Here is a 6,000-nt window from a genome sequence, read left to right as displayed (position 1 = left end):
GCTTCGGCAGCGTCGCGGCGGGCGGTCTGCTCGCGGTCCCCGGCATGATGTGCACGTGCTGCGCGGCGCCCGTCGTGGCGGGGCTGCGCGCGCGCAATGCGTCGACGGGCGGCGCGATCGCGTTCTGGCTCGGCAACTCGGTGCTCAATCCGGCGACGCTCGTGTTCATGGGCTTCGTGCTCGGCTGGCAGTGGAGCGCGCTGCGTCTCGCGCTGGGCCTCTTGATGGTGTTCGGCCTCGGCTGGCTCGCTAACCGCATGGTCACGCCCGACGAGGCGCGCGCCGCCGATGACCGTCTCGCATTGTTCGCGCGCCAGCAGGCCGAGGGCGGCAACACGCTGGTGCGCTGGGCGCGCCTGTTCCTGCGCATGGCCGTGCGCCTCGTGCCTGAATACATCGTGCTCGTGCTGCTGCTGGGCGCGGCGCGCGCGTGGCTGTTCCCGCACATCGGCCCCGATGTGACGAGCAGCCTTGGCTGGATCGTCGCCTTCGCGGTGGCGGGCATGCTGTTCGTGATCCCGACCGCGGGCGAAGTGCCGATCATTCAGGCGATGCTCGCGCTCGGCATGGGCGTGGGTCCCGCCGGCGCGCTGCTGATGACGCTGCCGCCCGTGAGCGTGCCGTCGTTTGCGATGCTGGCGCGCTCGTTCCGGCCGCGTGTGCTCGTGCTGGTCGGCACGGTGGTTGTGCTGTTCGGCATCGTGGCGGGACTGGCGACGGTGGCGCTCGGATTCTGACGTTGCGGCGTCGCGCCGTATCGACGCCATATCGGCGCCATGTTCGAAAAATCGGGGTCAGTTGAGGCCAAAACGTCGCGGGCGCAATGCTACGATGGCGTCATAAGGATCACGCATCAACGACGGACGGCGGCGACGCCGTCTGCACAGACGAGGGCTTCGGCCCGGGAACCGGCATGGCACAGCAAAAAACCAACCCCAAACTCGAACAGGCGCTGACGCGCGGCGACCTCGCCATCCGTCAGGCCAATTCGGCCCGCGCGACGGCGGTGTTGCGCGCGCTCGGCAAGATGATCATCGAGGCGTCGGCGACCATCGGCGTCGAGGCGAACGCCACGATTCCCGACGGCGATCGCATCTACGATCCCGCCGACGGTCTCTGGCCGCAGCAGCTGCTGATCTCGCTCGACGGCCCGGTCGAGGACGCTGATCCCGAGGAAATCCGCACCGTGCGCCTGCTTGCGCAGACGCAGGGGACGATGTTCCGCGTGGAATGGCATCGCGCCGACGGCAAGATCGGGCGTCAGGAAGGCGGCCCGTTCGCGACGGTCGCGTTCATTTCGGACGTCGACATTCCCTGGGGCGACGACGAAGACTGACGCCGTGCCGCGCCGTGCGTCCTAGCGCATCATGCGCCGGCGGAACAGGATCGACGCGATCCCGAACGGCACCAGCACGTAGAACACGAGCACGGCCAGATGCAGCGCCGCGTGTTCGACGGGACGCCCGAGCATGGCCGGGCGGATCAGTTCGACCGCGTGCGCGAGCGGCAGCATCAGCGTGATGTGCTGCGCCGCCGCAGGCAGTTGCGCGATCGGGAAGAACACGCCCGAGAGCAGCAGCATCGGCGTGAGCACCAGCGTCTGATAGAACATGAAGAAGTCGTAGGACGGCGCGAGTGCGGTGACGATCATCGCGCAGCTCGCGAACGCGAGGCCCGCGAGCGCGATCACGGGCAGCGCGAGCAGCATCGACGGAAAGCTCGCATAGCCGAGCGCGCCCGCCACGATCATGATGGCCGCGCCCGAGAGCATCGACTTGCTGGCGGCCCACATCACTTCGCCGAGCACCACGTCGCCGAGCGAGAGCGGCGTGTGCATGATCGCCTCCCACGTGCGCTGCACGTGCATGCGCGAAAAGCCCGAATACATCGATTCGAAGCTCGCCGACATCATCACCGACGACGACACCGTGCCCGCCGCGAGAAAGGCGATGTACGAGACGCCGTCGACGTGACCGACCATCAGCCCGAGCCCGAAGCCCAGACCGAACAGATAGATCATCGGATCGGCGAGATTGCCGAACATCGACGCGAGCGCGAGCTTGCGCCACACGAGATAGTTGCGCCGCCACACGGCGATCCAGTGCGTCGCGTTCGAGGGCAGCGCCGCGCGCGGCTCGCGCAGGGGCGGCTGGGCGCGGTCCGTGTCGGGCGGAGTGTGAGTGCGTGTCTGCATGGTGTCGGTCGTGGGCGGCTCAGTCCTGCATCTCGCGGCCCGTGAGCCGCAGGAAAACGTCTTCGAGATTCGCGGGCCGGTGCAGATAGCGCAGGTCCGAGCGGGGACGCAATTGCGCATGCACGGGCGCCGGGTCGTCGACGTAGCAGAACAGCGTTTCGCCGCTGATTTCGGTGCGCTTGGCGTAAGGCGCCAGCTCGTCGCGCAGCGCGGCCGGTTCCGGTCCGTAGACCTCGATCACGTCGCAGCCGATTTCGGTTTCGATCAGCGCTTTCGGCGCGCCCTCGGCGATCTTGCGGCCTTCTTCGATCACGCAGACGCGATTGCACAATCGTTCGGCCTCCTCCATGAAATGCGTCGTGAGGAGAATGGTCTTGCCGCGCGCGAGCAGCGAACGCAGCCGTTCCCAGATCAGATGACGCGCCTGCGGGTCGAGCCCCGTGGTGGGTTCGTCCATGACGAGCACGTCGGGATCGTTGACGAGCGCGCGTGCGAGCGTGAGGCGCCGCCGCATGCCGCCGGACAGTTCGCCCACGCGCGCGTCGGCCTTGCTTTCGAGACGCGCGAATTCGAGCAGCGGCGCAACGAGATCCTGAGTCTGCCGCGCGGAGAGCCCGAAGTAACGGCCGAACACGAGCAGGTTCTCGCGCACGGTGAAATCGGGATCGAGATTGTCGAATTGCGGCACCACGCCGACGCGGGCGCGCGCATGACGGGCGCGCGCCGGAACGGGTTCGCCGCACAGGCTGATGCGGCCCGCATCGGGCGACACGATGCCGAGCAGCATGCGCAGCGTGGTGGTCTTGCCCGCGCCGTTCGGACCCAGCAGTCCGAAACATTCGCCGGGAACGACGTCGAACGACAGACCGTTGACGACCGTCCTGTCTCCATAGTGCTTGATGACCTGCTCGAATTCGATGGCGGGCATGGTTGAGCGATGTCGGTGAGCGCGCGAGTGGTGCACGCGCAAGGCGGCCTATTCTAGAGCATTGCAGCGCGCGAGGCTGGTGCATGCCGATCGCGTGCGCGGGCGCGATGCTTCACGCGGAAGCCTCAGCGCGCGCCTGGTGTGCAGATGCAGGTGCACGTGCGCATGCCGCGTCAATCGCTGACGCGGCAATCATTGCCGGCGTGCGCAAATCCAGTGCCGACGGCTGTTGCGCGCGCTTTGCGAGCTGCCGCGCACCTGGCGTTTTCCAGGCCTTGCATGTGCAATTGCGGCGCACCATGATGCAGGTACGACCTGCGTTTTCGCGTGGGTGTTGGGGGAAATGATCATGGCGAGCTACAAGAAAATCCTGCTCTGTTACGACGGCTCGCGCGAAGGCCGCAAGGCGCTGCGTTGCGGGGCCGATCTGGCCTTGGATCTGAACGCCGAGACGCATCTGCTCTCGGTCGTGGACATGCGCTCGACCATCGCTCAGAGCGCGGGCCTGTTGACCGACGTGGCGTGCGGCCGCTTCGAGGAAACGGCGCGCGAGATTCTGCAGGAAGGCGTCGACTGGCTCACCGAGCGCGGCGTGCGCGCACAGGGGCACTTCGCGTTCGGTCATCCGATCGACGAAATCGCGAATCTCGCCAACGAACTGCAGGCCGATCTCGTGGTGGTGGGGCATCGCTGCCGCACGGGGCTGTCGCGCTGGTGGATGGGCGCGGGCAATACGCCGCTGCTCGATCGGGTGTCGTGCAGCATTCTCGTGGCGTGTTCGTCGCCTGCTGAAGACAAGCAGCAGCAAGCGGCCGCGTAGGGCGCGTGCGCGGGGCTGGCGAGCGCTAAACGTATCGCCGGCCCGCCGCGCGGTGATCGCCGCCTTGACGCAGGCGATCAGCCATTCGCACCCGATCAGTTCGGCGTATTTGCGCCGCTTCCCGAATCGGGTTCGTTCAATTCCACCGCCGCGAGCTTCCACGAGAACAGGCCGTGCCGCTGCAGGATGGCGGCATAGCGTTCGCTGTGCGCGCTGCGCTGCCATGTGACCGCGAACTCATTGATGCTGCGATAACCCGCCGTGGCTTGCGAGTGCGGTTGTGCTTGAGCGGGCTCGACCGGTGCGTTGGGGTTGGCGGGCGTTTCGGCTGACGCGCCACCCGGCGGCGCGGATTGCTGCGCGTTTTCTGCGGGCGGAGCCGGCGGCGGCGCGGCGGGCTGTTCGCCGGGCTTGCCGGTGGGCGGCATCCCGTTGAGCAGCGCGGCCACGCCTTCGGGCGTGGCGTAGGCGTCGACGAGCGGGCCAATCAGCGCCGAGCCGATCACCGCGCCGAACAGCAGCAGCGGATTGCTGCTGTGCTCGGCCTGAATGCGCCGTTGCAGCATTTCCCCGGCCTGTTGCTTGAGACTCGCGCGCAACGCGGGGTAATCGACGTATTCGCTCAGCGTGGCCGCGTCGCGTGCGTCGGCGGCCTGCTTGAGATGATTCAGCGCGATATACGGCGAGGCGTAGCCGTAACCGAGCGCGGTCACCACGGCCACCGCCGCAACGGCGATGGCGACGGGTTTCTTCCAGTTCGAGGACTTGCCGGCGTGAGCGCGAGAGAGGTTGGGTGTATCGGTATCGGTCATCGGAGAGCAGGCGCGCCGCACGAGCAGCGCAAGGGTTCAAATAGCGGTTGAGTCGGAGCGGTTGAGTCGGCGATTCAATCACAGTGTTGACCACACGTGCGCCAAAACGATCCCTACACCCGCAAGAACCTCCACCGACACGCTATTTCCCACCTTCCGATTTCACACCTTACTTCGCGAGCGCCGCCGCCAGATCGCTTTGCTGCTCGGCAATGCAGCGGTCGATGGCGCGGCACACCGCGTCCATCGTGCCGACCATGATGAGACGCGACTGACCGTGATACACGCGCACCGGCGCGCGGCGGTCCGGCTGTTCCGTATTCAGCGTGCTGTTCAGCGACACGCGAGCGAAGGCCGGCTGCGCCGAGGGCAGCGGCGGCAGTTCCGGCGTTTCCAGCTTCTCGAAAAGCGAGCCATTGAGTGCGGCGGCTGAGGCGCGCGCTTCACGCATTGCGCACGAGGCGATTCCGCGCAGATGGCGCAGACGGCCGAATTGACGGAAGGGCAACAGGCGGGCAAGGCGTTCCATGACTCTCTCCAGAGAAGTGCGCCACGAGGCGCAAAACCAGCGCTGACAGGCGCGGATGGATTCTTAGAATTCGGTGGGCCGGATCAGACCGACGGCAATGCCTTCGAGCGCGAAGTCGGCGCTGCCGGCCTGCACGAAGATGTTGTCGTAGTCGGGGTTCTCCGCGATCAGTTCAATGCCGTTGGGCTGGCGCTTCAGACGCTTCACGGTGACGTCGTCGCCCAGACGCGCCACGATGATCTGGCCGTCTTTCGCTTCGGCCTTCTTCTGCACGGCGAGCAGGTCGCCGTCGAGGATGCCGGCGTCGCGCATCGACAGCCCGCGCACCTTCAACAAATAGTCGGGGCGGCTGGAGAACAGCGCCGGGTCGCAGGCGTAGTTCTGCGAGATATGTTCCTGCGCGAGGATCGGGCTGCCTGCCGCGACGCGGCCGACCAGCGGCAGCGAGAGCTGCATGATGCTGGCGTGCGGCAGCGTGAACTGGTGCGGCAGGTCGTCGGGGCCGGGCATCAGACGGATGCCGCGCGAGGCGCCCGCCGCAAGCTCGATCACACCTTTGCGGGCCAGCGCACGCAGATGTTCTTCCGCCGAGTTGGCCGAGCTGAAGCCCAGTTCGGCGGCGATCTCGGCGCGCGTGGGCGGAAAGCCGGTGCGCTCGATCGCGCGGCGGATCAGATCGAAAACCTGCTGCTGTCGTGCGGTGAGTTTGGTCATGTC

Annotated in this window: 8 protein-coding genes; 3 read left to right on the top strand and 5 right to left on the bottom strand. The window is 67.0% G+C overall.

What is annotated here, in order from left to right; genetic code table 11:
- Positions 1-737 (top strand): permease (locus tag G3N97_RS20320; RefSeq protein WP_205994805.1); only part of this gene is annotated, 737 nt, incomplete at its 5' end.
- 176 nt (positions 738-913) lie between these two features.
- Positions 914-1,336 (top strand): hypothetical protein, encoded by a 423-nt coding sequence (locus G3N97_RS20315; RefSeq protein WP_205994804.1) that lies wholly within the window; start codon positions 914-916, stop codon positions 1,334-1,336.
- A gap of 21 nt (positions 1,337-1,357) precedes the next feature.
- On the opposite strand, the gene G3N97_RS20310 is transcribed toward G3N97_RS20315, so the two are convergent.
- Entirely contained in the window at positions 1,358-2,194 is an 837-nt protein-coding gene (locus tag G3N97_RS20310; protein ID WP_124261034.1) for an ABC transporter permease, read from the bottom strand.
- A gap of 19 nt (positions 2,195-2,213) precedes the next feature.
- Positions 2,214-3,158: a nodulation factor ABC transporter ATP-binding protein NodI gene (gene nodI / locus G3N97_RS20305; RefSeq protein ID WP_346778091.1), complete on the bottom strand. Its 945-nt coding sequence runs from the start codon at positions 3,156-3,158 to the stop codon at positions 2,214-2,216.
- Positions 3,159-3,471: 313 nt separating this feature from the next.
- Between nodI and G3N97_RS20300 the strand changes: the two genes are divergently transcribed.
- Entirely contained in the window at positions 3,472-3,942 is a 471-nt protein-coding gene (locus G3N97_RS20300) for a universal stress protein (protein WP_205994803.1), read from the top strand.
- Positions 3,943-4,037: 95 nt separating this feature from the next.
- On the opposite strand, the gene G3N97_RS20295 is transcribed toward G3N97_RS20300, so the two are convergent.
- The 3 genes from G3N97_RS20295 to lexA form a co-directional block, all read right to left on the bottom strand.
- Entirely contained in the window at positions 4,038-4,754 is a 717-nt protein-coding gene (locus G3N97_RS20295; RefSeq protein ID WP_205994802.1) for a DUF2939 domain-containing protein, read from the bottom strand.
- Positions 4,755-4,923: 169 nt separating this feature from the next.
- Complete coding sequence (locus tag G3N97_RS20290) at positions 4,924-5,283, bottom strand: hypothetical protein (RefSeq protein ID WP_065060098.1); 360 nt, start codon at positions 5,281-5,283, stop codon at positions 4,924-4,926.
- 63 nt (positions 5,284-5,346) lie between these two features.
- A complete protein-coding gene (gene lexA / locus G3N97_RS20285) occupies positions 5,347-5,997 on the bottom strand; it encodes a transcriptional repressor LexA (protein ID WP_065060097.1) in 651 nt (216 codons plus the stop codon).
- Between the last annotated feature and the right edge of the window lie 3 nt (positions 5,998-6,000).

The organism is Paraburkholderia sp. Ac-20347, from assembly GCF_017104805.1.
Lineage (GTDB): Bacteria > Pseudomonadota > Gammaproteobacteria > Burkholderiales > Burkholderiaceae > Paraburkholderia > Paraburkholderia tropica.
Note: the sequence above shows the minus strand (reverse complement) of the source record. Positions and strands in the feature narration are given on the sequence as shown.

Coding starts and splice junctions, on each gene's coding strand:
- G3N97_RS20295 (WP_205994802.1), bottom strand. CDS start 4,754: ATGACCGATACCGATACACCCAACCTCTCTCGCGCTCACGCCGGCAAG.
- G3N97_RS20300 (WP_205994803.1), top strand. CDS start 3,472: ATGGCGAGCTACAAGAAAATCCTGCTCTGTTACGACGGCTCGCGCGAA.
- lexA (WP_065060097.1), bottom strand. CDS start 5,997: ATGACCAAACTCACCGCACGACAGCAGCAGGTTTTCGATCTGATCCGC.
- G3N97_RS20315 (WP_205994804.1), top strand. CDS start 914: ATGGCACAGCAAAAAACCAACCCCAAACTCGAACAGGCGCTGACGCGC.
- G3N97_RS20310 (WP_124261034.1), bottom strand. CDS start 2,194: ATGCAGACACGCACTCACACTCCGCCCGACACGGACCGCGCCCAGCCG.
- G3N97_RS20290 (WP_065060098.1), bottom strand. CDS start 5,283: ATGGAACGCCTTGCCCGCCTGTTGCCCTTCCGTCAATTCGGCCGTCTG.